2 protein-coding genes and 1 pseudogene are annotated in these 1894 nt (G+C 37.6%); 2 read left to right on the top strand and 1 reads right to left on the bottom strand.

All coding sequences use genetic code 11. The features are described from left to right. A partial coding sequence (locus ACP6PK_RS31065; RefSeq protein ID WP_426565573.1) for a CAAD domain-containing protein occupies positions 1–461 on the top strand: 461 nt, incomplete at its 5' end. Between the two features lie 267 nt (positions 462–728). After that, entirely contained in the window at positions 729–1223 is a 495-nt protein-coding gene (locus ACP6PK_RS31070; RefSeq protein WP_094673602.1) for a hypothetical protein, read from the top strand. 76 nt (positions 1224–1299) lie between these two features. Here ACP6PK_RS31070 and ACP6PK_RS31075 read toward each other — a convergent pair. Beyond that, positions 1300–1894 (bottom strand): annotated as a pseudogene (locus ACP6PK_RS31075) (hypothetical protein); the annotation flags it as partial.

A 1894-nucleotide genomic window follows, 5' to 3' on the forward strand; every position in this document is an offset into this window, starting at 1 on the left:
AAGTCTCAACATCAGCAACACCAACAACTCCGACAACTGGTGCAGAAACCATAGAACAAAAAGTTGCTGCTCAGGTTGAAACTCCCATCTTAGATGACCAAAAACCTGTAGACACAGTAACCAACAAACCCATTGATATTGAACAATTCAATAAAATTAAAGAACAATTGATCAATATCTTTTCTAACTTTCCTGACTACATTAATCAATTCTATCAAGAATATCAAAGTCAGCTTAAAGTAGTTGGTTCGCTGACCTTAGCAATATTAACTTTGACGTTAATTGTGAGTTTTCTGCAAACGTTACAAGGAATTCCTATTCTATCAGTTAGCTTTGAATTTATTGGGATGGGATATGCAGTTTGGTTTGTTTACCGTTATTTGCTGCGAAAATCTAATCGGCAAGAATTATTAGATAAAATTGAAGATATCAAAGCAGAAATTGTTGGTAAGCAATCTTAAATAAGAGTTTTACATACTCAAAAAGAAAGGGGGAATCAAACATATTAAAGTGAAACAGCAAAATTTATGATTCACATTCCCCCTATAAGTTTTTTGACCATAAAATAAGCTCTCAAGCCTCCCCTTGACTGTGCCACGAGCTGTTGCTTTACAAGGGGATGAAAAAAATCAACTTCAGTATTTCAAGCCTCTGGCAAAAGGTGCGAGGTGCTGATAACTGATAACTGATAACTGCAATGACTTTATTATCGGAAAACAGCACTCTCAATGAATAGAAATCAACTTAAAAAAACGATATTATTTTTAGGAGTATTGTTTTCATTAGCAGGGATGCAGAAAACCACCCCAGTTTTATCCCAAGATTTACAATTGACACCTATATTTGAAGATGTTAATTTGTATCCAAAATCTCCTCAAAACCGAATGATTATTAGAGGGTTAAGTGGAGGACCTATATCTGCCAAAGAAACAACAGGCAGAGAAAACACTGTAACAGGACCATGTGTAGGTTTTATTGATAAAGAACCAGATCATAGAATAATTTTAAATGGCTTTTTTGAATCTCTGAAACTTGAGGTTAAAAGTAGTGAAGATACAACTTTAGTCATTAGAGGTCCTGGAGGTAGTTGGTGTAATGATGACTTTGAAGGAAAAAATCCAGGAATTATCGGTCAATGGTTTTCAGGTACTTATGAAATTTGGATAGGTTCTTACCAAAGAAATAAATATTATCCTTATGTAATTAAAATTACTCAAGAATAAGAAGCTCATATAATAAAATATTGTTGTAGGGATGTTTCATGGAACATCCCTATTATGGCATCTATTTCCCTGTTTTCTATTCCCTTATTGATGGTAATTTTCTTGCAGATGGCATAGAATTATGAGGATTTTGTACTATTGGTTGGGTTGTGATTGGTATGAGATGAGGATTTGCGCTCGTCGGTTGTAGTTTTGGTGTGGGTCTTACAAGATCAGGATTTTTCACTATTGGTTGCGATGCAGGTGGAACAGGATGGGGATTTTTGATCGTAGGTTGAGGTCGCGGTATAATGGGATTGACCGATGTAGGTGCAACAGGTTGAGGTGGAACATTTGTTAACATTGGTTGAGGTCGCGGTCTGATAGGATTGACTGGTGCAGGTGCCACAGGTTGAGGTGGAACATTTGTTAACATTGGTTGAGGTCGCGGTATAATGGGATTGACCGATGTAGGTGCAACAGGTTGAGGTGGAACATTTGTTAACATTGGTTGAGGTCGCGGTCTGATAGGATTGACTGGTGCAGGTGCCACAGGTTGAGGTGGAACATTTGTTAACATTGGTTGAGGTCGCGGTATAATGGGATTGACCGATGTAGGTGCAACAGGTTGAGGTGGAACATTTGTTAACATTGGTTGAGGTCGCGGTCTGATAGGATTGACTGGTGCAGGT

The sequence above is a fragment of the Dapis hubbardiae BLCC-M172 genome (assembly GCF_050016015.1).
Lineage (GTDB): Bacteria > Cyanobacteriota > Cyanobacteriia > Cyanobacteriales > Microcoleaceae > Trichodesmium.

Bases quoted from the DNA above. Each gene is read 5' to 3' on its own strand.
- ACP6PK_RS31070 (WP_094673602.1), top strand. From the start codon at position 729: ATGAATAGAAATCAACTTAAAAAAACGATATTATTTTTAGGAGTATTG.